The organism is Cryocola sp. 340MFSha3.1 (assembly GCF_000383315.1).
In the GTDB taxonomy this organism is placed as follows: Bacteria; Actinomycetota; Actinomycetes; order Actinomycetales; family Microbacteriaceae; genus Leifsonia.
Map to the genome: position 1 here is coordinate 849,409 of NZ_KB911087.1, position 22,275 is coordinate 871,683.

Here is a 22,275-nt window from a genome sequence, read left to right on the forward strand (position 1 = left end):
ACACGTGAAACTGACGGTCGTCGGAGGCGGCTCCACCTACACCCCCGAGCTCATCGACGGGTTCGCGCGGCTGCGCGACCTGCTCCCGATCGAGGAGCTCTGGCTGGTCGACCCCGATCCGGAGCGCCTGCGCCTGGTCGGCGGGATGAGCCAGCGGATGTTCCGCGCGGCCGGCCACCCGGGTCGCGTCGTGCCCACCTCGGACCTGGTCGCGGGCGTCTCGGACGCGGACGTCGTCCTCATCCAGCTGCGGGTCGGCGGTCAGGCGGCGCGCCACGGCGACGAGACCTGGCCGCACGAGTGCGGCTGCATCGGTCAGGAGACGACCGGCCCCGGCGGCTTCGCCAAGGCGCTGCGGACGGTGCCGGTCGTGCTGCGCGTGGCCGACGCGGTCCGCACGCACGCAAAGCCGGGCGCCTGGATCGTCGACTTCACCAACCCCGTCGGCATCGTGACGCGCGCGCTGCTGCAGGAGGGCCACCGCGCGGTCGGGCTCTGCAACGTCGCCATCGGCTTCCAGCGGCGGTTCGCCGGGATGCTCGGCGTCGCCCCGGCACAGGTGCAGCTCGGCCACGTCGGTCTGAACCACCTGACGTGGGAGCGCTCCGCCCTCGTCACCGACGACTCCGGCACGCGCGACGCCCTCCCCGAGCTGCTCGGTACCCGGCTGGAGCAGCTCGCCGAGGAGGTCGAGCTCCCCGCGTCCCTGATCCGGCTGCTCGGCGACGTGCCCAGCTACTACCTGCGCTACTACTACGCCCACGACGAGGTCCTCCGCGAGCAGCTCGACTCCCCCACTCGCGCCGAGGCCGTGCAGCGCGTCGAGCGCGAGCTGCTGGAGCTGTACGGCGACCCGGCGGTCGACACCAAGCCCGAGCAGCTCTCGCAGCGCGGCGGCGCGTTCTACTCGGAGGCGGCGGTCGACCTGATCGCCTCGCTCACCGGCGACCGCGGCGACGTGCAGGTCGTGAACCTGCGCAACGACGGAGCGCTGCCGTTCCTCCCCGACGACCACGTGATCGAAGTGTCGGCGACGGTGGATGCGCGGGGCGTCACCGCCCTCCCGATCGACCCTCTGCCCGCCGATCACGCCGGGCTGATCTCCCACGTCGCAGGCTACGAGCGGCTCGCGCTCGACGCCGCGGTGCACGGTGGACGCGACCGCGTGCTGCGGGCCATGCTCGCGCATCCCCTCGTCGGTCAGTACGATCGGGCCGAGCGACTGACCGACCTGCTGATCGCTCACAACCGCGACCACCTGGAGTGGGCCAAGTGACCGACGACAACGCGCCCATCGCGCCGCTCGTGATCGCCGTCGACGGCGGCGGATCGAAGACGGACGCGGTGGCGCTGGAGCTCGACGGCACGGTCGTCGCCGAGGCCAGGGGCACCACCTCCAGCCCTCACCTGATCGGGATGCGCGGCTCGGCCGATCTCGTCTCGGCACTGATCGGCCGCCTGCTGGAGCAGACCGGCCCGCTTCCGATCGCCGCCGCCAACCTGTACCTCTCGGGGCTCGACCTGCCCACCGAGATCGACGACTTCCGGGCGAGCATCGCGGGGACGCCGTGGGCGGCGGCGACGGTCGACAACGACCTGTTCGCCCTGCTCCGGGCGGGAACCGACGAGCCGGACGCGGTCGCCGTGGTCTGCGGCACGGGCATCAACTGCGTCGGCGTCCGCGCCGACGGCGCCGTCGTCCGCTACCCGTCGCTCGGGACCATCTCAGGCGACTGGGGCGGCGGCTGGCACCTCGGCGAGCGCGCGCTCTGGCATGCGGCACGCGCCGTCGACGGCCGCGGTCCGGCGACGGAGCTCGCCCGGGCGGGCCCCGCGGCGTTCGGGCTGGACAGCGTCCAGGCGGTCATCGAAGCGCTGCACTTCGGCCGCCTCCCGAACCGCGACCTCGCGCTGCTCGCACCGACCGTGTTCGCGAGCGCGCGCGCCGGGGACGCCATAGCGGCGGCGCTGATCGACGAGCAGGCGGAAGAGATCGCCACCTTCGCGGTGACGACGTTGCGCCGACTCGACCTGCTCGACCGGCCGGTCCCCGTCGTCCTCGGCGGCGGCGTGATCGGCGGGCGCGACGAGCGGCTGCTCGGCACCATCGAGCGGCTGCTCGCCGAGCGGGCGCCGGCAGCGCGGATGGAGCTCGTCACCGCCGCGCCCATCCTCGGCGCCGCCCTCCTGGCACTGGAGTCGGCCGGAGCAGACCCGGCCGCGCTGGACGCTGCCCGACGCACTCTGGAGGAGCGACCCGCCGCGGTGGTTCAATAGCCGCACGGACCACGATCACGACTTGGAGCGGGCGCGGATGGTCGAGCAGCAGCTCGTCCCGCGCGGGATCGAGGACCAGCGCGTCCTCGATGCGATGCGACGTGTGCCCCGGCACCTGTTCGTGGAGCCGTCGGCCGAGCCGTACGCGTACGAGGACCATCCGATGCCCATCGGCGACGGCCAGACCATCTCGCAGCCGTACATCGTCGCGCTGATGCTGCAGGCGGCGCGGATCGGCCCGGAGGACGTCGTGCTCGATGTGGGCACCGGCTCGGGATACGCGGCAGCCGTCGCCTCGCTCCTCGCGCATCGTGTGGTCAGCATCGAGCGGCATCCTGGGCTGGCGGTGGGGGCCGCGGCGACGCTGGACGCACTCGGCTACCGGGTGGAGGTGGTCACCGGCGACGGCACGCTGGGCTGGCCGTCCGGCGCTCCGTTCGACGTGATCGTTGCGGCGGCGACAGGTCCAGCCGTTCCCGGCGCCTGGCGGGCGCAGCTCGCGCCGGGCGGACGCGTGGTCATGCCGGTCGGTCGTCCCGGAGGCGCGCAGCACCTGGCCGCGTTCACGCGCGGCGACGACGGGTCGCTGCACGAGACGAACCTCGGCGGTGTGGCGTTCGTGCCGCTGCTGGGCGAGCAGGGGTGGCCGGTGCGGCCGTCCCGGGACTGAGTACCGCTCAGGCCGCGACGACCTCGCGGGCCGGGACGGCGACCCTCAGCGCTCGGAGCAGCGCGGCCAGCTGCCCGGCCGGGGCGGCGATGTCCTCGGGGTGCCACTGCACCGCGAGGAGCGGGGCGTCGGCGTGCTCGATGGCCTCGACGTGGCCGTCGTGCGACCGGGCGGTGACGACGAGGTCGGCGCCGAGCGCATCCACCGCCTGATGGTGGGCGCTGCGCACCTCGAGCGAACCCGCTCCGAGGAGATCGGACGCGCGGCTGCCCGCCTCGACCTGCACGGTGTGCGTGGTGAGCACCTGCGGGATGGGGACGCCGCGGTTGACGTGCGCGCACTCCTCGCCGAGGTCTTGGACCAGCGTGCCGCCCAGCGCGACGTTCACGATCTGGAGCCCGCGGCAGATGCCGAGCAGCGGCGTTCCGCGCACCAGGGCGGCGTACACCAGCGCGATCTGCGCGGCGTCCGCCGCCGGCAGGTGCCGTGACTCGTTGGGGTAGCCCGTCCGGCCGCCGTAGAAGTCGGGATGGATGTCCTCGCCGCCGACGATGACGACGGCGTCGGCCGGCTCGGTCTCGGCGAGCAGTGCGTCGGCGCCGCGGTCCGCCGCGAGCCGGTCGACCCTCCAGCCTTGCGCCTCAGCCTCGGCGATCACGTTGCCGACGAGCAGCTGGACGTAGTCGTGATAGGCCGGATCATGGCCGCGGAAGCGCGTGGCCTCGACGACGGCGAGAGTCGGCTGCTCGGACATGATCCCATCCCACCAGCAGGGTCCGCCGAGCGCACGGGTGGCCGTAACAGGCCGAAACAGTGACACTGTCGGAGAGCACCAATAGACTCGGCTGCGTATCAGCCGGACCCGAGAGAGTGGGTGGATGCGCTTGCGACGTCTGCTGACCGGAGCCCTGCTGGCGCTCGGACTCGTAGCGGGGCCGACGCTGCTCACGGCCTCGCCGGCCTCCGCACAGGACCCGGTCGATCTCGGTCCCAGCCACGTCGTCGATCAGGCGCAGGTGCTGAGCGGATCGGACGAGTCGACGATCACGGCGGCCGCGAAGAAGCTCTACGACGATCACCGCATCGACCTCTACGTCGTCTACGTCGACCGGTTCACCGATCCGACCGAGGCCGCCGACTGGGCCAACGAGACGGCCGCGCGCAACGGACTCGGGCAGCGCGACTACCTGCTCGCGGTCTCCACGGAGGGCCGCACCTACTACCTGTCGGGCGACGACAACGGCCCGGTGAGCGCCGACCAGCTCGACTCCATCGAGCGCAACGACATCGAACCGAAGCTGCACGACGGCGACTGGGCCGGGGCGGCCGTCGCCGCGGCGAACGGGCTCGGCGACGCCGTCGGCGGAGGTGGTGGCGGCGCCGTGTTCTTCTGGGTGTTCCTCATCGGCGTGCTGATCGTCGGCCTCGTCGTATTCCTACTGGTCCGCTCACGCGGTTCCCGCAAGAAGAAGGCCGCCGCGGGGCCGACCACGCCGCAGAGCGAGTTGCAGACCATCTCCCTCCCCGACCTCGAACGGCGAGCCGGGTCCGCGCTGGTGCAGACCGACGACGCCATCCGTACGAGCGAGGAGGAGCTCGGCTTCGCCACCGCACAGTACGGGGCGGATGCGGTGGTGCCGTTCCAGTCCGCCCTCGACACGGCGAAGGGGCAGCTGCGCGAGGCGTTCACGCTCAAGCAGCGGCTCGACGACGCGGAGCCCGACACCGACGAGCAGCGCCGCGAGTGGAACATCCGGATCGTCCAGCTCTGCGCCACCGCCAATCAGGCACTGGATGCGCAGGCCGACGCCTTCGACGAACTGCGGGCGATCGAGAAGCGCATCCCCGAGGCGAGTGCCGAGATCGCCACCCAGGCCGCGGCCCTCCGGCAGCGTCTCACGGCGACGCGCGGCACGCTCGACGGACTGGCGCAGCGGTACACCGACGCCTCCCTCGGCACCGTTCACGACAACATCGACCAGGCGACGCAGCGCCTCGACTTCACCGACACCGCGCTGGCGGGCGCCGCGCAGAAGGCGGCGGCCGGCGATGCGGGCGCCGCGGCCGTGGGCGTTCGCGCTGCCGAGGAGTCGGCGGACCAGGCGGGCCTGCTGCTCGACGCGGTCGACCGGCTCGGCTCCGATCTGGCCGCCGCGCAGCAGTCGCTCGACGGCACCCTCGCCGAGCTGCGGAGCGACCTGGCGGAGGCGCGCGCGCTCGCCGCCTCCAGCGACCCCGGCGGCGCCATCGCCGCGGCGGTCGCCGGCACGGAGCAGACCGTGACCGACGTGCAGGCGGCCCTCTCCGCCGGACGCGTCAACCCTCTCGAACTGGCCCAGCGGCTCGACGCCGCCAACCGATCCATCGACGGGGTGCTGCAGGGCGTCCGCGACGCCCGCGCCCAGGCGCAGCGCGCCCAGTCGGCACTCCAGCAGACCCTGATGACCGCGAAAGCGCGCGTGTCGGCGTGCGAGGACTTCATCACCGCCCGGCGCGGAGCCGTCGGCGCCGAGGCGCGCACCCGGCTGGCGGAGGCCGCCCGGCTCGTGGTCCAGGCCGAGCAGACCGCGGCGACCGACGCCGTGTCCGCCCTGGCCCAGGCCCAGCGCGCGGCGGAGCTCGCCGACCAGGCGACACAGCTCGCCCAGCAGGACGTGGGCGGATTCCAGCCGGACCTCGGCGGGATGGGCGGAGCAGGCGGCGGCCTCGGCGACATCTTCGGCGGCGGCACCTCCGGGCGCGGCGGCGGAAGCGGCACGATGGGCGCCATCCTCGGCGGCATCCTCATCGACTCGGTCCTGCGCGGCGGGATGGGCGGCGGCGGAGGGAACTGGGGCGGCGGCGGAGGCTGGGGCGGCGGTGGTTTCGGCGGAGGCGGCGGCAGCCGCACCCGGAGCGGCGGCGGCGGCTTCAGCGCAGGAAGCTTCGGCGGCGGGGGCACCCGCAGCCGGCGTGGCGGCGGACGGTTCTGACTGCCGCACACATCTCACAAGCGCCCAACGGGGGCGGGAGCGAAAGGAAGAGCACATGGCGAAGCAATCCATCTTCGGACGGATCTCGCAACTGTTGCGAGCGAACATCAACGCCCTCCTCGATCAGGCGGAGGACCCGGAGAAGATGCTGGACCAGATGGTCCGCGACTTCACCAACAGCATCGCCGACGCCGAGAGCGCCATCGCCGAGACGATCGGCAACCTGCGGCTGCTCGAAGACGACCACCGCGAAGACGTGGAGGCCGCGGCCGAGTGGGGCGACAAGGCGCTCGCCGCCAGCCGTCAGGCCGACCAGTACCGCTCCTCGGGCGACAGCGCGAACGCCGACAAGTTCGACAACCTCGCCAAGGTCGCGCTGCAGCGGCAGATCTCGTCGGAGAACGAGGCGAAGGCCGCCGAGCCGCAGATCGCCGCGCAGACCGAGGTGGTCGAGAAGCTCAAGACCGGGCTCAACGCCATGAAGGAGAAGCTGGAGCAGCTGAAGAGCAAGCGCTCCGAGCTGATCGCCCGCGCCAAGAGCGCGCAGGCGCAGGCGCAGGTGATGGATGCCGTGAAGAGCGTCGACATCATGGACCCGACCAGCGAGGTCTCCCGCTTCGAAGAGAAGATCCGCCGGGAGGAGGCCAAGGTGCGGGGCGCGCAGGAGCTCGCCGCATCCAGCCTCGACTCGCAGTTCGAGCAGCTCGACGACCTCGGCGAGATGACCGAGGTCGAGGCACGGCTCGCCGCGCTCAAGTCCGGCGGAGGGTCGCAGGGGGCCGTGACCTCGGGCGCCCAGGGGTGAGCGGCGCGTCCTTCCTCGTCGTCCCGCAGTGGCAGGGGTCGGGCTCGTCGCGGGCCATGCGCCTGATCGACGGCGCCGACGCCATCCGCGGCGATCTGCCGGGCACCCGCACCCACCAGGTGCCGGTGCCCGCCGCCGCGGGCGAGTCGCTCGGCAGCGGTGTCAACCGGTTCTCATCCCTCGCGGCCGTCCGCGAGGCGACGCTGGCCGAGCTCGCGCTGCTCGAGGCCCCGGTCGTCACGGTCGGCGGCGACTGCGGTGCGGAGCTCGCGCCCATCCAGCACGCGCTCGCTGCGCATCCCGCCGGGTCCGTGGCGGTCGTGTGGTTCGACGCCCACGGCGACCTCAACGATGTCGACTCCTCGCCGTCCGGCGCCTTCCACGGGATGGTGCTGCGCGCTCTGCTCGGCGACGGACCGGACGGGCTCGCCTCGACTGGACCGGAGGTCCTCGCTCCCGCTCAGCTGATCCTCGCGGGAGTCCGGGCGCTCGACGACGGCGAGTCGGCCTTCGTGGACCAGGCCGGCATCCGCGTCGTCGCACCCGGCGAGCTGGACGACCCGGAGGCGATCGTGAACGCGGTGGCGGCCACCGGCGCGACGTCGGTGTACCTCCACATCGACCTCGACGTGCTCGACCCGTCCACCATCGACGGGATCGGCTACCCGGAGCCGTTCGGCGTGCTCCCGGAGCGGCTCACCGAGGCGATCCGCGCACTCCGCCGGCGGTTCGAGCTCGCGGGAGCGGGCCTCATGGAGTTCGCGCCGGAGAACCCGGACGCCGCAGCTCACGACCTCCCGGTCATCCTCCGCATCCTCGGTGCGCTGACCGGCCCGACCGCGTCCCAGGCCGCGGCCGGCTCCGACGGAGCGCGGTAGCTTGGGAGCCATGAGCGAGCCCAAGATCCTGACCGAGCGGCGCGGGCACGTGCTGCTGATCGGCCTGAACCGGCCGGAGAAGCGGAACGCGGCCGACTTCGAGCTGCTGAGCCAGCTGGCGCTGGCCTACGGAGAGCTGGAGCGCGATCCCGAGCTGCGGGTCGGTCTCGTGCACGCCGTGGGCGAGCACTTCACGGCCGGGCTGGACCTGGCCGACCTCGGGCCGCGCATCGGACAGGACGGGCTCTCCTTCGTCGGCGAGGACGGCATCGACCCGTGGCAGGTCTCCGGTCAGCAGCTGACCAAGCCGGTCGTCATCGCCGTGCAGGGCACCTGCCTCACCCTCGGGATCGAGCTCATCCTCGCCTCCGACATCGCGGTGGCGGCACGCGGGACGCGGTTCGGTCAGATCGAGGTCACCCGCGGCATCCTGCCGTTCGGCGGCGCCACCCTCCGCTTCCCCCGGGCGGTGGGATGGGGCAACGCGATGCGCTACATCCTCACCGGTGACCTGTTCGACGCCGCCGAGGCGCACCGCATCGGTCTCGTGCAGGAGGTCGTCGAGGACGGCGAGCAGTTCGACCGCGCCCTGGAGCTGGCCGAGCGGATCGCCGCACAGGCGCCCCTGGCGGTGCAGGCCGCGCTGGCCAACGCGAAGCGAGCCGTGCGCGACGGGGATGCCGCGGCGGAGGCCGAGTTGCAGCCCGCCCTCGTCCGGCTCGTCGGCAGCGAGGACGCCCGGATCGGCATGGAGGCGTTCCTGACCCGCACGGAGGCGCGCTTCGTCGGCCGCTAGCCATCCGATCCGCGGGCGCGCGACGAACCCCACGGACGACACGACGCACCACATCCGACACACCATCGACAGCGGCCGGAACGGCGGCAGGGAGAAGACATGAGCGAGATCAAGGACTACGACGTCATCGTGATGGGTGCGGGAGCCGTGGGCGAGAACGTCGCCGACCGGGCCGCTCAGGGCGGCATGCGGACGGTGATCGTGGAGTCCGAGCTCGTCGGAGGCGAATGCTCCTACTGGGCGTGCATGCCCTCCAAGACGCTGCTGCGGAGCGGGGCGCTGCTGCGCGCCGCCCAGAAGGTCGGAGGAACGCGCGAAGCGGTCACCGGTCCGCTCGACGTGGCCGCGGTGCTGAAGCGCCGCGACGACATGACGAGCAACTGGAACGACGACGGCCAGGTCGAGTGGCTGAACGGCGCCGGGATCGACCTGGTGCGCGGGTGGGGCGTCATCACCGCGCCGCGCGAAGTCACCGTGACGGCGGAGGACGGCACGGTCACGGTGCTCCGCGCGAAGCACGCGGTCGCGGTGTCCACCGGATCCGCGGCGCTCATGCCCGACATCCCCGGACTCCGCGAGAGCGAGCCGTGGTCGAGCCGTGAGGCGACGAGCGCCCAGCGCGTGCCGGTCTCCCTCGCGATCCTGGGCGGCGGTGTCGTCGCCACCGAGATGGCCACGGCCTACGCCGGCTTCGGCACCGAGGTGCACCTGATCGCGCGCAGCGGCCTGCTGGGCGGCGACGAGCCGTTCGCCGGTGAGATGGTCGCCGAGTCGCTCACGAAGCTCGGCGCCACCCTGCACCTCGACTCCGGCGTCGAGCAGGTGGAGCGCACGGACGACGAGGGCTTCCGCCTCCGCCTCGACGACGGCACGGTGCTCGAGACCGACGAGTTCCTCGTGGCCACCGGGCGCCTCCCCCGCACGTTCGGCATCGGACTCGACGCGTTCGGTCTGGAGGACGGCGCGTGGCTCGACGTCGACGACAGCATGCGCGTGCTCGGCGCCGACGGCCGGCCCGTCGACGGCGGCTGGCTGTACGGCGTCGGCGACGTCAACCACCGCGCGCTGCTCACCCACCAGGGCAAGTACCAGGCCCGCGCCGCCGGCGACGCCATCGCCGCTCGCGCCAAGGGACGCGACGTCGCGCTGGAGCCGTGGGGCGCCTTCGTCGCGACGGCCGACCACGAGGCCGTCCCTCAGGTCACCTTCACCGACCCGGAGGTCGCCTCCGTCGGGCTGACCGCCGCGCGCGCCGAGAAGGCGGGCTACCGCATCCGGGTCGTCGACTACGACATCGGGAGCGTGTCCGGTGCGCACGTCGTCGCCGACGGGTACGAGGGCAAGGCCCGCATGGTCGTCGACGAGGACCGCAAGGTCGTGCTCGGGGTGACCTTCGTCGGTCAGGACGTCGGCGAGCTCCTCCACTCGGCCACCGTCGCCGTCGTGGGCGAGGTGCCGCTGGACCGCCTGTGGCACGCCGTCCCGTCGTACCCGACGGTCAGCGAGGTGTGGCTGCGGCTGCTCGAGACCTACGGAAGACCCGAGAAGTGAGCGGTTTCGACCGCACGCCGCTCGGCCGCATCCTGCTCGATTCGCCGTTGAGCCGCGCCGGATACCTGTATGCGACCGCGGTCGGCCTCACCTGGGGATTCCTCTGGAGCACCGGGCGCATCGAGCGTCGCGCCGGGCTCACGGTGTTCCGCGGCATGCCGAAGGCGACCTTCGGACGCGGCGGGTCGTGCGTGGGCGGCGTCTACCTCACCGACCACAACGTGAGCGACGACGTGCTCGAGCACGAGGCGATCCACAAGCGGCAGTGGCAGCGGTACGGGATGCTGTTCCCGCTGCTCTACTTCGTCGCCGGCCGCGATCCCCTCCGCAACCGATTCGAGATCGAGGCGGGCCTCGAGAAAGGCGGGTACCGATGACACGCACCATCGTGATCACGGGCGCGAGCTCCGGCATCGGAGCAGTGGCTGCCGAGCAGCTGAAGGCGGGCGGCGACGAGGTCGCGGTCGTCGGCCGCAACCCGGAGCGCACCCGCGCAGTCGCGGAACGCATCGGAGCGACTCCGTTCCTCGCCGACTTCGAGCGCCTCGACGACGTGCGCGCCCTCGCGGCGGCCCTGCTCGACAGGTACGAGACGATCGACGTGCTCGCCAACAACGCCGGCGGGCTCTACCACGACCGCGAGCTGACGGTGGATGGGCACGAGCGGACCATCCAGGCGAACCACCTCGCGCCCTTCCTGCTCACCGCACTGCTGCGGCCGCGACTGGTCGAGACCGCGGCGTCCGGACGGGATGTGCGGGTGGTCTCCACCGCCAGCCTCGCCAACCGGTTCGGCAACCTGCGCATCGACGACCTGGACTGGGAGCGGCGCCCCTGGCAGGGCGGTTGGCGCGCGTACGGCACGGCGAAGCTGGCGACCATCCTGTTCGCCGCCGAGCTGGCCGAGCGCCTGACCGGGACCGGCGTGAGCGCCTACTCGTTCCATCCCGGAACCATCGCCACCAATTTCGGCAACTCGTCGCCGCTGATCCGCTTCGGCCACCTGGTGACGCGGAGCAGCTTCGGCATCTCGGTCGCGGCGGGTGCCGCTCCCCTGCTGTTCCTCGCCGGACCGGCGCGGGTCGGTGCGCCGAGCGGCACGTACTTCGACCGCCTGACGGTGAACGGCCGCGTCAACCCGCAGGCGCGCAACGCGCAGCTCGGGCGCGACCTCTGGGCCGCGAGCGAGGCGCTGGTGGGGCTGGACGTCCCCGCCTGATCCACTTCCGTGGGTCGCAACACGCCGTTATGGCCGCGCCATAACGGCGTGTTGCGACCCACGGACGGCGGAACGTCAGTGGAAGGACGGCGCCGCGACGGCGTCGGCGGACATGCCGACCGAGTGGATGAGGTGGTCGCGCACCTCGGTTGCGAGCGCGAAGCCGCCGGTGACGATCGCACGCGTTTCGCCCGGCCCGTCGCACAGCATCTCGTCGCACCAGGCGCGCACGGCGCGGGCGCCGGCCTCGCCGCGGGCGCACAGCTCGCCGGTGCCGGGCCGACCGCTGCGGTGCGAGCGGATCAGCCAGGTGACGGTCATGCGCATCGGCGTCGCCAGCGGCACGACCTCCGAGGGCTCCCCGACCTCGACGAACACGCGGCCGCGCGCACACAGCGGGAGGAGCGCGAGTTCGGCCTCCAGCTCGGTGAGCGAGGTCTCATCCCCGACGACCAGGAACTGCACGCGGTCGTCGTGGTGCGCGGTCGAGGCGGTGTGGGTGGCGTGATCGGGACGGTACATCTCGCGATCGAGTATAGGCGAGCCTTACCTAAGCACCAACGGCTGTGAGCGCATCCTCAGCGTGCGACGCGGGTGACCGCATCCCTTCCCGAGGTCGGTCGTTCGCGGCATGATCGGAGCATGCAGCCGTCCGCCTCCTCCCCCATCGCCCCGATGCTCGCGAAGGCGGTCCCCGCCGTCCCGGAGCCCGACAGCGTAACGGGCGGCCTCAGCTACGAGCCGAAGTGGGACGGCTTCCGGGCCATCGTCTACGCCGAGGGCGACGGCGCGGTGGAGTCGGTGGAGATCGGCAGCCGCGGCTCGAAGATGCTCACGCGGTACTTCCCCGAACTCGTGGAGGCGTTCCGCAGCATCCTGCCCGGCCCCTGTGTGCTCGACGGCGAGATCGTGGTGCCGACCGGCGAGCCCGGGAAGCAGCGGCTCGACTGGGAGGCGCTGTCGCAGCGCATCCATCCGGCCGCGAGCCGCGTGAAGCTGCTGTCGGAGCAGACGCCGGCCACCTTCGTCGCTTTCGACCTGCTCGCCATCGGCGACGACTCGTACGTCGACCGGCCGTTCGCCGACCGGCGGGCGGCTCTGGAGGAGTTCGCCGGCGACCTGCCCGCTCCGATCCAGCTGACGCGCACCACGACGGATGTCGACCTCGCGCGCCGCTGGCTCGTCGAGTTCGAGGGCGCCGGGCTGGATGGCGTCGTCGCGAAGCCGCTGGCCGGGCCGTACGCGCCGAACAAGCGCACGATGCTCAAGATCAAGCACCACCGGACAGCCGATGTCGTGGCGCTCGGGTACCGCATCCACACCAGCGGCCGCGGTGTCGGCTCCCTGCTCGTCGGGCTGTTCGACGATGACGGCCAGCTGCGGAACGTGGGCGGCGTCTCGGCGTTCACCGACGCGAAGCGGCTGTCGCTGATCGACGAGCTGGAGCCGCTGGTGGAGCGCGACGAGAGCGGAGCGGCCGTCACCGGCGAGACCGACCGGAGCCGCTTCTCGGGCAGCAAGGACGTGTCGTTCGTGCGGCTGCGGCCCGAGCGCGTTCTCGAGGTGCGGTACGACCAGATGGAGGGGATGCGCTTCCGGCACACGGCGCAGTTCGAGCGCTGGCGGCCGGACCGCGAGGCGCGGTCGTGCACCTTCGAGCAGCTGGACCGGCCGATCGCGTACGACCTGGGCGACGTGCTGACCTGATCCGCCACACGACAGCGCCGAGTGGGCGTTGCGAGACACGCTCCCCGGTGGTTCCGTGATTCGCATGGCGGATGTCGAGCGACCTGGAGCCGACGAGTTCCTCCCCGAGAAACGCGACCTGCGGAGCCTGCGGGCCGCCGCACCGGACTGCCGCGGCTGCGAGCTGTACCGGGATGCGACGCAGGTCGTCTTCTCTTCGGGTCGCGCGGGGGCCGCGCTCGCCCTCGTCGGCGAGCAGCCCGGCGACCGGGAGGACATCGAGGGCGAGCCGTTCGTCGGGCCGGCCGGGCGCCTGCTCGACCAGGCGCTGGAGGCGGCGGGGATCGACCGCGGCGACGTGTACGTCACCAACGCGGTGAAGCACTTCCGCTTCCACCGCCAGGGCAGGCGGCGCATCCACGAGAAGCCGGCCGTCGGTAACATCGTCGCCTGCCACCCGTGGCTGGAGGCGGAGTTCGCGACGGTCCGCCCCCTGCTCGTCGTCTGCCTGGGCGCGACGGCCGCGCGGAGCGTCCTCGGGCGCCCGGCGCGCATCCAGGAGGAGCGGGGACGCGTCCAGGAGTCCGCAGAGGGCCGGCCGGTGCTCGTCACGACGCACCCGTCCGCCCTGCTGCGGCTGCGCGACGATCCGGGATGGGATGCCGCGTTCGACGCGTTCGTCGCCGACCTGGAGACGGCGGCGAAGGCGGCCGCCGGTCTCGCGGCGGACTGACCCGCTACGCCTTCTTCGCGCGGCTCGGCTGCACGCGCGGCGGCTCCCCCGGCATCTTGGGGTAGTCCGGAGGGAACGGCAGCTCGCCGAGGCCGTTCGACAGGTCGCGCTCCCACCAGCCGAGCAGCACGTCGATCGTGCCGGGGTCCGCACCGAAGTGCTCCCACGGGTCACCGACCGTGCGCAGTCGCTCGGGCATGGTGAGCACCGTGAAGTCGCGCGGGTCGACGTGTTCCAGCTCCTCCCACGTGATCGGGGCCGACACGGAGGCGTGCGGGAGCGCCCGCGGGCTGTAGGCGCCGGCCATCGTGCGGTCGCGGTTGGCCTGGTTGAAGTCGACGAAGATGCGCTCCCCGCGCTCCTCCTTCCACCACGCCGTGGTCACGCGGTCCGGCATCCGTCGTTCGAGCTCGCGCGCGGCCGCGATCACGGCGTGCCGGACGTCGAGGAATTCGCGCTGCGCCACGATCGGCGCGAAGACGTGCAGTCCCCGATTGCCGGAGGTCTTGATGAACGCCGTGAGCCCGGCCTCCTGCAGCACCTTCCGCAGCTCGATGGCGGCGGGCACGGCGTCGGCGAAGCCGGTACCCGGCTGCGGGTCGAGGTCGATGCGCAGCTGGTCGGGGTTGTCCGAGTCCTCGGCGCGCGACGGCCAGGGGTGGAACACCACCGTGTTCATCTGCGCGGCCCACACGGCGGCGGCCGGTTCGTCGATCACGAGTTGTGGATGCGAGCGGGCGCTCGGGTACGTCACCGTGACGGAGCGCACGTAGTCCGGCACCCCGCGCGGCGGGTTCTTGGAGAAGAACTGCTCCCCGTCGATCCCCTCCGGGAACCGCTGCAGCGACACCGGCCGGTCGCCGTTCGCGCGGACGAACGCGTCGCCGACCTCCACGAGATAGTTCGCGAGATCGAGCTTGGTGATGCCGGCCTCGGGGAAGATCACCCGCTCGGGGCTCGAGATCCGCACCTCCCTGTCGCCATCGGGACCCGGGACCGTGAGGACTACAGCGCCGCCTGCCATGCGACCACCGTACCGCCCGAACCGCCGGTGTCCGTGATGTGAATTCCTTGTGGGATCACACGTGGTCGCTTGAGCGGTCTCACAAGTGGGACAGAATGGCAGAGCGGGCGCGCATCCGTGCCGCCCGCGTACGAGGTCCTTCGAGAAGAGGTGCATGACCCTGAGGATCGTGAGCTACAACCTCCGCAAGCACGCCGCGAGCGGGGAGCTGACGGGCATCGCGGAGGCGTACGACGTCGACGTCCTGTGCCTGCAGGAATGCGACAGCGACGCCCTTCCCGAACGCCTGCACCACCTGGTGCTCGCCGACACCACCCGGGCCAACCGGCTGGGCCTCGCGGTCTACGTGCGCGACGACCGCTACGAGATCCTCCACAGCCAGGTGTTCGCCGTGCAGAAGTCGCTGCACGACCGCGTGCTGGCGCCGGCCAACGAGCGCCTGCTGGCCGTGCACCTCCGCGACCGCGACAACGGTGAGGAGATCCTGGTGGGGTCGTTCCACGCCGCACCCCTCACCGCGCTGAACTCGCTGCGGCGCAAGCAGATCGCCGCTGCCCATGACGGGATGCGCTCGCTCGCCCCCGACACCCCCGCGGTCATGGTCGGCGACTTCAACTACCCCTGGTTCATCCGAGGCCTGGAGCGGCACCTCACGACTTCCGGCTACACGCTGAAGCGCACGACACAGCCGACCTACCTGCGCTACAAGTTCTTCTCCGGCTACTTCGACTTCGTCACGTCGACCGGCTTCGAGATCGAGCGGGTGGATGTGCTGCCCGCCGGCGCCTCGGACCACCGGCCCATCCGGCTGGACGCCGAGCTCGCGGCCTGACCAGGCCGACCGCCTGGCAAGATGGTGGCGTGACAGACACCGTGCCCTCCGCCCTGCTCGTCATCGACCTCCAGAAGGGCGTGCTGCCCGGCTGCTTCGACGCTGACGGCGTGCTCTCCCGCGTCCGGCAGCTCGTCGACCGCGCCCGCGCCGCCGCCACCCCGGTGGTCTGGGTGCAGCACGAGGCGGACGGCATGGAGGAGGGCAGCGAGCCCTGGCAGCTCGCCGACGGGCTCGTCCCTGTCGACGGCGAGCCCCGCATCCTGAAGCACTATCGCGACTCCTTCGCCGACACCGACCTCGACGAGGTGCTGGAGCGTCTCGACGTCGGCCGCCTCGTCGTGACGGGAGCGCAGAGCGACTACTGCGTGCGGACCACGGCGCAGAGCGCGGCCGTACGCGGCTACGACGTGGTGCTCGTCTCCGACGCCCACACGACCACCGACAGCGGGTGGGGCGGCGTGGAGCTCACCGGTGAGCAGATCGTGGCGCACACGAACCGGTACTTCGACGGCCTCCGTTACCCGGGCCAGCTGTTCGGGGTGGCCGAGGCGGCATCCGTTCCCCTCTGACCCGGCGGGGACTCGTCGTCCCGCCGCCCCGGGCGTACGGTGAGGGCGTTCGACGACTGGGGTGGTGTCGATGGAGTTCCCCGCGTGGCTGACCGCCTGGCTGGCCGGCGACGACTACACGATCGCGCGCGAGATCCTGGAGCGCGGCGTCGCCGCGCTGTATCTGGTGGCGTTCGTGTCGGCAGTGAACCAGTTCCCCGCCCTGCTCGGCGACAACGGGCTGCTGCCCGCCCGACGTTTCCTGCGGCATCCCTACGCCCGGAAGCAGCCGACGCTGTTCCGCTGGCGCTACTCGGACCGGCTGCTGCGCACGGTCGCCTGGACGGGCGCGGCCCTCTCGGCGCTGATCGTCGCGGGCGTGGTGCAGCTTGCGCCCACCTACGTCTTCGTCCCCGTCTTCCTGATCGTGTGGTTCCTCTACCTCTCGATCGTGAACATCGGGCAGACGTTCTACGGCTTCGGCTGGGAGAGCCTGCTCTGCGAGGCGGGGTTCATCGTCGCCTTCCTGGGCGCGTGGGACACCGCTCCCCCGATCACGATCGTCTTCTTCGTCCGCTGGCTGGTGTTCCGGCTGGAGTTCGGCGCCGGCATGATCAAGATGCGCGGCGACCGATCGTGGCGCGACCTCACCGCGCTGTACTACCACCACGAGACGCAGCCCATGCCGAACCCGCTCAGCCGCTCGGCGCATCTACTGCCGAAGTGGTTCCACCGGGTGGAGGTGCTGGGCAACCACTTCGCGCAGCTGATCGTCCCGTGGTTCCTGTTCTTCCCGCAGCCGGTCGCGAGCGTCGCCGCGGCCGTCATGATCCTCACGCAGCTGTGGCTGGTGCTCACCGGCAACTTCGCGTGGCTGAACTGGATCACGATCGTGCTCGCGTTCGCCGGGATCAGCGACCCGGTGTTCTCGTGGCTGTTCGGTGGGGCGGAGGTCGGCGGGATCGGCGCTGCCGACGTCCCGCTCTGGTACGCCGTGGTAGCGGTGGCGGCGACCGTGTTCCTGGTGGTCCTGAGCTGGCCGCCGCTGAAGAACCTGTTCTCACACCGCCAGCTGATGAACGCGAGCTTCAACCGCTGGCACCTGGTGAACGCCTACGGCGCGTTCGGCAGTGTCACCAAGGAGCGCTACGAGGTGGTCGTCGAGGGAACGACGGACGACCCGGGCGACCCGGATGCGCTCTGGCTGGAGTACGCCTTCACGGGCAAACCCGGCGACGTGCACCGCATCCCCCGCCAGTTCGCGCCGTACCACCTGCGGCTCGACTGGCTGATGTGGTTCCTGGCGCTCGGCTCGCGTGACTCGCCCTGGTTCGAGGTGCTCCTGCTGCGTCTGCTCGAGGCGGACCGGCCGACCCTGAAGCTGCTCCGGCACGATCCCTTCGGAGGGGAGCCGCCGCGGGCGATCCGCGCCCGGATGTTCCTGTACCGCTTCAGCACGCACGCCGAGAAGCGGGAGACAGGCGATGTGTGGGTGCGGTCGGAGGTCGGCGACCTGGTGCCGCCGGTGAGCCTGCGCAGCGGTCAGTAGCCGGTGCGCTCCTCTTCCAGTTTGGCGAGATCCCGCCAGATGAGCAGCTTAAGCCGCGCCGGCCTCTCGCGTTCGTAGTCCGCCTTCAGCGCCTCGGCGCCCGAGAACGCGTCCAGCCCCGCCTCGATGGCGCGCCCGACCTCGTCCCATGCGTCCTGCCGGCCGCGCTCGACGAGGGCGAGCAGCTCCTCCTCCGAGTCGGCCTTCGCCCGCAGCGCCGCCGCCAGCTGGATGGCCGCATCCCGTCGCAGCCGCAGGTTGTCGGCATCGACCCGGCGGTAGTCGTGCGGGTGCTCGGCGTCGCCGCTCAGCTTCTCGGCCGCCTCCAGCTCCTCCTCGATCCGCCCGGCCGCGACGCCCTGTTCGGAGGCCAGCTCGCGCAGCATCGCCGCCGCCTCCATGGCATGCATCGCCGGGTCGTACGAGTTGCCGTACTGGATAGTGTCGACGACGATGTGGTTCTTGACCGCCATACGGGTGGCGTATTCCGCGAGCAGCATGCCTTCCTCGACGGACTGCTCGAGGCTCGGCGCTGGCGGCTCGGGCAGGGCGTGCTCGTCGAACGGACGCGTGCGTGTCGTCTTCTCGACACGCCTGCGGAACCACTTCGGCCAGCGCATGGGACTCCTCGAACCCGGCGCCCGTACGACGCCGTCCTCCCATTCTGGCCGATCGGCTCCCGGGATTCAGCGGCCTGTGAAGAACCCGTTCGCACGGCGCGTGAACAGCAGCACGATGATCAGCAGCGACCACAGGATCTGGACGATCCCGCTCGCGAGCTGACCGGAGAAGAGCAGGATGACGCCGTTCACGATGTCGACGATCATCACCACCGTCACCACGACGCGCGCGCCGGGGCTGCCGCGCAGCAGTCCGCGCGCCACGATGATCACGATGATGCCGAGCAGGATCGAGATGATGGCCGCCGTCGTGATGCCGGCGACACCTCCGCCCGCCGAGCCGGCCACCTGATCGCGCGTGATCAGCAGGATCACCCCGCCGATGACGTTCAGGATGCCGTTGATGTAGGTGAGGACGGCCACGAACGTGACCGATCCGGGACGTACCGCCATGCCGACCCCTCCACTCCGCCGCGGTGCTCTTCTCGCCCGGGCGCTTCACCGGTAGCTTGGCGGATATGGCCGGTTATCGCTATGAGTTCGAGGCGGAGCTGTTCCGCTGGGCCTCCCGCCGGGAGCTGTGGGTCTTCGCGCAGCTGCCCGAGGAGGTGTCGGAGGAGATCCGGCTGCAGCCGCATCCACCCGCCGGTTTCGATTCCGTCAAGGTGTCGGTGACCCTGGGCGGCTCGCGCTGGTCGACGTCGATCTTCCCGCAGGCCGACGGCACGTACGTCGTGCCGATCAAGAGCGCCGTGCGGCGGGCGGAGGGCGTGGAGCTCGGCGACCGGGTGCGCATCGGCGTCGAGACGCTGCTCTAGCGCTACCGCGCCCCCGACATGATCGTGTTCAGCGCGAGCACGATGATCAGCCCGTTGAAGAAGTAGCTCAGCACCGAGTGCCAGACGATGGTCCAGCGCATCCGGGTGCTGAGCACCTCCACGTCGGATGCCGCGAACGTCGTGCCGAGGGTGAAGGCGAAGTACACGAAGTCGACGAACCGCGGCACCGCCGCCGGGGTGCCGTCGGGGTGCGGGAACCGCAGCATCGGCTCCGCGGCGGCGAAGTAGCGCTGGTAGTAGATCTGCGAGAAGCCCCAGTGCAGGAACCCCCAGGCGAGCAGCATCGACCAGACGCCGACGAAGTCGGTTGCGGTGCCGACTTCGGGGTCGTTGTGTAATCCGAGCACTTGGATCGCGGCGGCCAGACCGATGAGGCTCGAGAAGATGGTCGCTGACATCGAGACGATGCGGGCGAGTCGTCCGGTCTCCCAGCGAGCCGGGCGACCGCCGGGAGGGGCAGGGCGCCGGGCGACGCGACCCAGCACGATGAGCACGACGATGAGGTACGCCGTACCGATGCCGCACCAGATGGCGAGGAGCTCGAGTGTGGTGCCGTCGTCACCCTCTTCGACATAGAGCCAGACACCCACGACGATCATCGCCAGCTGGGCCAGGAGGCTCGCGGCCAGGCCGATGACGACCCACGGCCGCCGCACGGGCGCGCTCTGCGACATACCTGGATGCTAGCGGTGCCATCCTCCATCGCTGCGCAGGGCAGGATGGAGTGGTGCAGCCCCTCGTCGTCGTCGCGGCCGTCGTCCGCGACGGTGACCGCGTTCTGGCCTGCCGTCGGGCGCCCGGGAAGGATGCCGCCGGACGCTGGGAGTTCCCGGGCGGCAAGGTCGAGAGCGGAGAGTCGCCGGAGGCCGCGCTCGCGCGGGAGATCGCGGAGGAGCTCGGGGTGCGCATCCACGTCGGTGCGCTGCTCGACCGCACGGTGACCGCGCGTGCAGGCGGCCGCGCGATCGACCTCGCCTGCTTCGACTGCCGGCTCGACGGGGACGCACCGGTCGCGAGCACCGATCACGATGAACTGCGCTGGATGCCCGTCGAGCGTCTCGGCGAGCTCGACTGGGCGGAGGCGGACCTCGCCGCCGTCGCCGAACTGACCCGGGAGGTCACGTGAAAGCCCTGTACTACGAGCGCTTCGGCGGGCCGGTGGAGGTCGCGGAGCTTGCCGACCCGGCCGTTCCCGATGGTGGTGCCGTCATCCGGGTCGAAGCGTCCGGTCTCTGCCGCAGCGACTGGCACGCATGGGCGGGCCACGACGACTCGGTCGCCCTCCCCCACGTCCCCGGTCACGAGTTCGCGGGTGTCGTCGAGGCGGTCGGCGCCGGAGTCTCGCGCTGGCGGCCGGGCGACCGGGTCACGGCTCCCTTCGTCAACGGATGCGGCGAGTGCGAATGGTGTCGCGCCGGGCAGGCGCAGGTGTGCCCGGAGCAGACGCAGCCCGGCTTCACCCACTGGGGATCGCACGCCGAGCTCGTCGCCGTGCGCGCCGCCGACACCAACCTGGTGCGCGTGCCCGACGACCTCTCCGCCGACGCCGCCGCGAGCCTGGGCTGCCGGTTCGCCACGGCGTACCGGGCGGTGACGGCGCGGGCGCGCATCCGGCTTGGGGAGTGGCTCGCGGTCTACGGCGCGGGCGGCGTCGGCCTGAGCGCGGTGATGGTCGCCTCGGCGCTCGGCGCGCGGGTGGTGGCCGTGGACCGCTCCCCCGCCGCCCTGGACCTGGCCGCGCGTCTCGGAGCGGAGCACACGGTCGTCGCCGCCGCGGACACCGCCGACCGCGTGCGCGACCTGACCAACGGAGGAGCGCACGCCACGATCGACGCGGTCGGCTCCCCCGACACCGCGACGACCGCCGTCCGCTCGCTGCGCCGCCTCGGCCGTCATGTGCAGGTCGGGCTGCTGGCCGCCGCCGTGCCCGAGCTCCCGCTGGATCGGGTCATCGGATGGGAGCTCGAGATCCTCGGCAGCCACGGCATGGCCGCAGCCGCCTACCCCGAGATGCTCGACCTGGTGGCCGCGGGCCGTCTGACCCCGCAGCAGCTGGTCGGCGGTGCCGTAGGCTTCGCCGAGGCCGCGCACCTGCTCGAAACGGCGGACACCGCGCCGCCGACCGGCATCGCGGTGCTGCACCCCGCGGGCTGACGCCGGCGGCGGCCCCGCACGACCTGCCCGCACGAAGGGAGGAACCGATTGGCCCGCAGCCGCCCGTGTCCTCCCTTTCCCCCGTCCGCCCGGAGTGTCCCGCGGGATCCCCTCCGTTTCCCACGACCCGCGGCCGCCGTCCTCGCGGCCGTCCCCGCCTCCGGAACCGGTCCGGCGAGGACGGAAATGGAGGCGATCCGGCTTCATCCCGCCCGTTCAGGCGGGAAACGGAGGCGCTGGAACGCCGCGAGACAGGGAATCGCCTCCGTTTCGCGGTCAGGCTGACGGCGCGGTGGCGCCTTCAACCTCCGGCCCGTCGGCGTCCACGGCGCCAGCGAACGGTTCGTCCCCGACAGGCGGCGCCCACTCCTGGCCGCGGGCGGCCCCACCCTGAGCCGCCGCGACGGGCGCCAGATGCGCGCTCGCCGCTCCGATGTACTGCCCGCGCACGAACACCCCCGGCGACGGCGACGTCGGCTTCTTCGGCTCGAACGCGAAGACGATGACCGGGATCAGGAACAGCACGGCCGTGACCAGTGTCGCCGCACCCGCGATTCGCCACCACACATCGGGCCACTGCACCTCGGGAAGCGCGGGCGGCAACGCCAAAAGCACCGCGATGACCCAGATGAAGACGAGCGCCATCGCGGCGAAGACCTTCGTGGCCTGCGAGGTGGCGTGGGCGACGAACCGCCGGCCATACGTCTGCGTGACGATGAGAGCTGCGCGCAGCAGGATCACGATCCAGACGAAGAGGAAGAGCTGCGCGGACCACACGACGCCGCTCCCCGTGTCCTCCGGCTGGAAGAATCCACCCCACGTCTTCAAAAGCCCGACGAGTACGAGGAGGGCGTTGACGCCGGTTGAAACGGGGAGATACCAGCGGTTGGGGCCCTGGGCCATCCCGGCGTCGAGCACGACGGCGCCGGCGAACGCAGCGGCGAGCAGCAGCGTCAGCCAGGCACGCCCCGCGATCTCGGCCTGATCGCCGAGGATGATGAAGATCGACCCGAGCACGGCGGCGGCGACGAGAACGCCGATCGCCAACCAAAGGGACAACGTTCGCATGCGCGGTCCCCGTGTCGTGATTTCGTGTTTCATGGCTCTACCGCTCTCCGT

Annotated in this window: 25 protein-coding genes; 18 read left to right on the forward strand and 7 right to left on the reverse strand. The window is 71.7% G+C overall.

Features of this window, described 5'->3' with window-relative positions:
- The first annotated feature begins 4 nt into the window (after nt 1-4).
- Genes H284_RS0104070 through H284_RS0104080 form a run of 3 tightly spaced genes read left to right on the forward strand, consistent with a single transcriptional unit; the run spans nt 5 to nt 2,947 of the window.
- On the forward strand, nt 5-1,276 hold the full coding sequence (locus H284_RS0104070; protein ID WP_020075247.1) for a 6-phospho-beta-glucosidase: 1,272 nt from the start codon (nt 5-7) through the stop codon (nt 1,274-1,276).
- Entirely contained in the window at nt 1,273-2,277 is a 1,005-nt protein-coding gene (locus tag H284_RS0104075; RefSeq protein ID WP_020075248.1) for an N-acetylglucosamine kinase, read from the forward strand. Before H284_RS0104070 ends, H284_RS0104075 begins: the two co-directional genes overlap by 4 nt.
- Before the next feature lie 37 nt (nt 2,278-2,314).
- Complete coding sequence (locus H284_RS0104080) at nt 2,315-2,947, forward strand: protein-L-isoaspartate(D-aspartate) O-methyltransferase (protein ID WP_020075249.1); 633 nt, start codon at nt 2,315-2,317, stop codon at nt 2,945-2,947.
- A 7-nt stretch (nt 2,948-2,954) separates the two neighbouring features.
- Here the strand turns inward: H284_RS0104080 and H284_RS0104085 are convergent, their stop codons facing one another.
- On the reverse strand, nt 2,955-3,701 hold the full coding sequence (locus tag H284_RS0104085; RefSeq protein ID WP_020075250.1) for a gamma-glutamyl-gamma-aminobutyrate hydrolase family protein: 747 nt from the start codon (nt 3,699-3,701) through the stop codon (nt 2,955-2,957).
- A gap of 124 nt (nt 3,702-3,825) precedes the next feature.
- Here H284_RS0104085 and H284_RS0104090 point away from each other — a divergent pair, with 124 nt between their 5' ends.
- From H284_RS0104090 to H284_RS0104120, 7 genes are all read left to right on the forward strand, one after another.
- Nucleotides 3,826-5,919, forward strand: coding sequence for a TPM domain-containing protein (locus tag H284_RS0104090; RefSeq protein WP_029042809.1), 2,094 nt, complete (start codon nt 3,826-3,828; stop codon nt 5,917-5,919).
- Nucleotides 5,920-5,974: 55 nt separating this feature from the next.
- Entirely contained in the window at nt 5,975-6,724 is a 750-nt protein-coding gene (locus H284_RS0104095; RefSeq protein ID WP_020075252.1) for a PspA/IM30 family protein, read from the forward strand.
- Nucleotides 6,721-7,602, forward strand: a complete 882-nt coding sequence (locus H284_RS0104100; protein ID WP_020075253.1) for an arginase family protein — start codon at nt 6,721-6,723, stop codon at nt 7,600-7,602. Before H284_RS0104095 ends, H284_RS0104100 begins: the two co-directional genes overlap by 4 nt.
- 10 nt (nt 7,603-7,612) lie before the next feature.
- Nucleotides 7,613-8,398 (forward strand): crotonase/enoyl-CoA hydratase family protein, encoded by a 786-nt coding sequence (locus H284_RS0104105; RefSeq protein WP_020075254.1) that lies wholly within the window; start codon nt 7,613-7,615, stop codon nt 8,396-8,398.
- Between the two features lie 99 nt (nt 8,399-8,497).
- Nucleotides 8,498-9,949 carry a dihydrolipoyl dehydrogenase family protein gene (locus tag H284_RS0104110; RefSeq protein ID WP_020075255.1) on the forward strand — a complete coding sequence of 484 codons (1,452 nt, stop codon included), beginning with the start codon at nt 8,498-8,500 and terminating at the stop codon, nt 9,947-9,949.
- Complete coding sequence (locus H284_RS0104115; RefSeq protein ID WP_020075256.1) at nt 9,946-10,326, forward strand: hypothetical protein; 381 nt, start codon at nt 9,946-9,948, stop codon at nt 10,324-10,326. The genes H284_RS0104110 and H284_RS0104115 overlap by 4 nt, the downstream gene beginning before the upstream one ends.
- Complete coding sequence (locus H284_RS0104120) at nt 10,323-11,168, forward strand: SDR family NAD(P)-dependent oxidoreductase (RefSeq protein WP_020075257.1); 846 nt, start codon at nt 10,323-10,325, stop codon at nt 11,166-11,168. The genes H284_RS0104115 and H284_RS0104120 overlap by 4 nt, the downstream gene beginning before the upstream one ends.
- A gap of 75 nt (nt 11,169-11,243) precedes the next feature.
- Here H284_RS0104120 and H284_RS0104125 read toward each other — a convergent pair whose 3' ends face one another.
- Nucleotides 11,244-11,690 (reverse strand): SIP domain-containing protein, encoded by a 447-nt coding sequence (locus tag H284_RS0104125; protein WP_020075258.1) that lies wholly within the window; start codon nt 11,688-11,690, stop codon nt 11,244-11,246.
- Nucleotides 11,691-11,810: 120 nt separating this feature from the next.
- Between H284_RS0104125 and H284_RS0104130 the strand changes: the two genes are divergently transcribed.
- On the forward strand, nt 11,811-12,875 hold the full coding sequence (locus H284_RS0104130) for an ATP-dependent DNA ligase (RefSeq protein ID WP_020075259.1): 1,065 nt from the start codon (nt 11,811-11,813) through the stop codon (nt 12,873-12,875).
- 64 nt (nt 12,876-12,939) lie between these two features.
- On the forward strand, nt 12,940-13,587 hold the full coding sequence (locus H284_RS0104135) for a UdgX family uracil-DNA binding protein (RefSeq protein ID WP_020075260.1): 648 nt from the start codon (nt 12,940-12,942) through the stop codon (nt 13,585-13,587).
- Between the two features lie 4 nt (nt 13,588-13,591).
- On the opposite strand, the gene ligD is transcribed toward H284_RS0104135, so the two are convergent.
- Nucleotides 13,592-14,611, reverse strand: coding sequence for a non-homologous end-joining DNA ligase (gene ligD, locus H284_RS0104140; protein WP_029042810.1), 1,020 nt, complete (start codon nt 14,609-14,611; stop codon nt 13,592-13,594).
- Nucleotides 14,612-14,765: 154 nt separating this feature from the next.
- Here ligD and H284_RS0104145 point away from each other — a divergent pair, with 154 nt between their 5' ends.
- From H284_RS0104145 to H284_RS0104155, 3 genes are all read left to right on the forward strand, one after another.
- Nucleotides 14,766-15,443 (forward strand): endonuclease/exonuclease/phosphatase family protein, encoded by a 678-nt coding sequence (locus H284_RS0104145; RefSeq protein ID WP_018190295.1) that lies wholly within the window; start codon nt 14,766-14,768, stop codon nt 15,441-15,443.
- 29 nt (nt 15,444-15,472) lie between these two features.
- Nucleotides 15,473-16,015 carry a cysteine hydrolase family protein gene (locus tag H284_RS0104150; protein ID WP_020075262.1) on the forward strand — a complete coding sequence of 181 codons (543 nt, stop codon included), beginning with the start codon at nt 15,473-15,475 and terminating at the stop codon, nt 16,013-16,015.
- A 70-nt stretch (nt 16,016-16,085) separates the two neighbouring features.
- Complete coding sequence (locus H284_RS0104155; RefSeq protein WP_196802820.1) at nt 16,086-17,543, forward strand: lipase maturation factor family protein; 1,458 nt, start codon at nt 16,086-16,088, stop codon at nt 17,541-17,543.
- Here the strand turns inward: H284_RS0104155 and H284_RS0104160 are convergent.
- Both H284_RS0104160 and H284_RS0104165 read right to left on the reverse strand, forming a co-directional pair.
- Nucleotides 17,537-18,163 carry a hypothetical protein gene (locus H284_RS0104160; RefSeq protein WP_018190292.1) on the reverse strand — a complete coding sequence of 209 codons (627 nt, stop codon included), beginning with the start codon at nt 18,161-18,163 and terminating at the stop codon, nt 17,537-17,539. The two genes, H284_RS0104155 and H284_RS0104160, sit on opposite strands and share 7 nt — an antisense overlap.
- Before the next feature lie 66 nt (nt 18,164-18,229).
- Nucleotides 18,230-18,616, reverse strand: a complete 387-nt coding sequence (locus H284_RS0104165) for a DUF7144 family membrane protein (RefSeq protein ID WP_018190291.1) — start codon at nt 18,614-18,616, stop codon at nt 18,230-18,232.
- A gap of 65 nt (nt 18,617-18,681) precedes the next feature.
- On the opposite strand from H284_RS0104165, the gene H284_RS0104170 reads away from it, so the two are divergent.
- Nucleotides 18,682-18,981 (forward strand): DUF1905 domain-containing protein, encoded by a 300-nt coding sequence (locus tag H284_RS0104170; RefSeq protein WP_018190290.1) that lies wholly within the window; start codon nt 18,682-18,684, stop codon nt 18,979-18,981.
- Between the two features lie 2 nt (nt 18,982-18,983).
- Here the strand turns inward: H284_RS0104170 and H284_RS0104175 are convergent, their stop codons facing one another.
- On the reverse strand, nt 18,984-19,676 hold the full coding sequence (locus H284_RS0104175) for a DUF1345 domain-containing protein (RefSeq protein WP_020075264.1): 693 nt from the start codon (nt 19,674-19,676) through the stop codon (nt 18,984-18,986).
- A gap of 53 nt (nt 19,677-19,729) precedes the next feature.
- On the opposite strand from H284_RS0104175, the gene H284_RS0104180 reads away from it, so the two are divergent.
- Both H284_RS0104180 and H284_RS0104185 read left to right on the forward strand, forming a co-directional pair.
- Nucleotides 19,730-20,128 carry a (deoxy)nucleoside triphosphate pyrophosphohydrolase gene (locus H284_RS0104180; protein WP_231371063.1) on the forward strand — a complete coding sequence of 133 codons (399 nt, stop codon included), beginning with the start codon at nt 19,730-19,732 and terminating at the stop codon, nt 20,126-20,128.
- Complete coding sequence (locus H284_RS0104185) at nt 20,125-21,156, forward strand: zinc-dependent alcohol dehydrogenase family protein (RefSeq protein ID WP_020075266.1); 1,032 nt, start codon at nt 20,125-20,127, stop codon at nt 21,154-21,156. Before H284_RS0104180 ends, H284_RS0104185 begins: the two co-directional genes overlap by 4 nt.
- A 276-nt stretch (nt 21,157-21,432) precedes the next feature.
- Here the strand turns inward: H284_RS0104185 and H284_RS0104190 are convergent, their stop codons facing one another.
- Entirely contained in the window at nt 21,433-22,224 is a 792-nt protein-coding gene (locus tag H284_RS0104190; RefSeq protein WP_039731200.1) for a G protein-coupled receptor family protein, read from the reverse strand.
- Between the last annotated feature and the right edge of the window lie 51 nt (nt 22,225-22,275).

What these genes read in the sequence shown, in the direction of transcription:
- H284_RS0104080 (WP_020075249.1), top strand. Translation starts at nt 2,315, where the DNA reads ATGGTCGAGCAGCAGCTCGTCCCGCGCGGGATCGAGGACCAGCGCGTC.
- H284_RS0104085 (WP_020075250.1), bottom strand. Translation starts at nt 3,701, where the DNA reads ATGTCCGAGCAGCCGACTCTCGCCGTCGTCGAGGCCACGCGCTTCCGC.
- H284_RS0104090 (WP_029042809.1), top strand. Translation starts at nt 3,826, where the DNA reads ATGCGCTTGCGACGTCTGCTGACCGGAGCCCTGCTGGCGCTCGGACTC.
- H284_RS0104095 (WP_020075252.1), top strand. Translation starts at nt 5,975, where the DNA reads ATGGCGAAGCAATCCATCTTCGGACGGATCTCGCAACTGTTGCGAGCG.
- H284_RS0104105 (WP_020075254.1), top strand. Translation starts at nt 7,613, where the DNA reads ATGAGCGAGCCCAAGATCCTGACCGAGCGGCGCGGGCACGTGCTGCTG.
- H284_RS0104110 (WP_020075255.1), top strand. Translation starts at nt 8,498, where the DNA reads ATGAGCGAGATCAAGGACTACGACGTCATCGTGATGGGTGCGGGAGCC.
- H284_RS0104120 (WP_020075257.1), top strand. Translation starts at nt 10,323, where the DNA reads ATGACACGCACCATCGTGATCACGGGCGCGAGCTCCGGCATCGGAGCA.
- H284_RS0104125 (WP_020075258.1), bottom strand. Translation starts at nt 11,690, where the DNA reads ATGTACCGTCCCGATCACGCCACCCACACCGCCTCGACCGCGCACCAC.
- H284_RS0104130 (WP_020075259.1), top strand. Translation starts at nt 11,811, where the DNA reads ATGCAGCCGTCCGCCTCCTCCCCCATCGCCCCGATGCTCGCGAAGGCG.
- H284_RS0104135 (WP_020075260.1), top strand. Translation starts at nt 12,940, where the DNA reads ATGGCGGATGTCGAGCGACCTGGAGCCGACGAGTTCCTCCCCGAGAAA.
- ligD (WP_029042810.1), bottom strand. Translation starts at nt 14,611, where the DNA reads ATGGCAGGCGGCGCTGTAGTCCTCACGGTCCCGGGTCCCGATGGCGAC.
- H284_RS0104145 (WP_018190295.1), top strand. Translation starts at nt 14,766, where the DNA reads ATGACCCTGAGGATCGTGAGCTACAACCTCCGCAAGCACGCCGCGAGC.
- H284_RS0104155 (WP_196802820.1), top strand. Translation starts at nt 16,086, where the DNA reads ATGGAGTTCCCCGCGTGGCTGACCGCCTGGCTGGCCGGCGACGACTAC.
- H284_RS0104160 (WP_018190292.1), bottom strand. Translation starts at nt 18,163, where the DNA reads ATGCGCTGGCCGAAGTGGTTCCGCAGGCGTGTCGAGAAGACGACACGC.
- H284_RS0104165 (WP_018190291.1), bottom strand. Translation starts at nt 18,616, where the DNA reads ATGGCGGTACGTCCCGGATCGGTCACGTTCGTGGCCGTCCTCACCTAC.
- H284_RS0104170 (WP_018190290.1), top strand. Translation starts at nt 18,682, where the DNA reads ATGGCCGGTTATCGCTATGAGTTCGAGGCGGAGCTGTTCCGCTGGGCC.
- H284_RS0104175 (WP_020075264.1), bottom strand. Translation starts at nt 19,676, where the DNA reads ATGTCGCAGAGCGCGCCCGTGCGGCGGCCGTGGGTCGTCATCGGCCTG.
- H284_RS0104190 (WP_039731200.1), bottom strand. Translation starts at nt 22,224, where the DNA reads ATGCGAACGTTGTCCCTTTGGTTGGCGATCGGCGTTCTCGTCGCCGCC.